The organism is Pseudomonas sp. 51_B (assembly GCF_017491595.1).
GTDB classification, from domain to species: domain Bacteria; phylum Pseudomonadota; class Gammaproteobacteria; order Pseudomonadales; family Pseudomonadaceae; genus Aquipseudomonas; species Aquipseudomonas promysalinigenes.
The window spans coordinates 1-428 of sequence record NZ_JAFGYW010000483.1; the positions used below are offsets into that span (position 1 = coordinate 1).

The 428-nt window shown below is 54.9% G+C and carries 1 riboswitch.

From position 1 onward, the window contains the following. Positions 1–62: 62 nt before the first annotated feature. Positions 63–168, reverse strand: a riboswitch (TPP riboswitch). Positions 169–428 lie beyond the last annotated feature (260 nt).

The window sequence follows — 428 nt, forward strand, 5'->3', positions numbered from 1 at the left end:
CATTCGTCATGGCGTTCGATTGTCGAACAATATCCCGGACGAAGCACAAGAGGACTCGCCGGGTGACGAGAAATCTTGTTCCCTACGCAGGCGCTAACCTGATCAGGTTCAACGGGATCCGAAATTATTCGATCTCAGCCTCATAGCAAGGCACCCCGACAAGAACCCGGCCAGTCTAGACACAACCATCAAGGAACGCCAACACCGCAGCGAACGCCATGATGAATGGCGTAAATACCCAGGTTGGCCGATTGTTGCCGGAGCAATGCGCAACTACACTCGCTGGGCCTGCTCAGCCTTGACGCTGTGCAGGCCGCGCCTTACCTTTGGCGCCCGGATTACTTCCATAATATTCATGCTAGGGATCGCCTCATGCTGCGCAAACTTTCATTGGCTGTTGCCGTGTCCTGTGCGTCCAACACAATGGC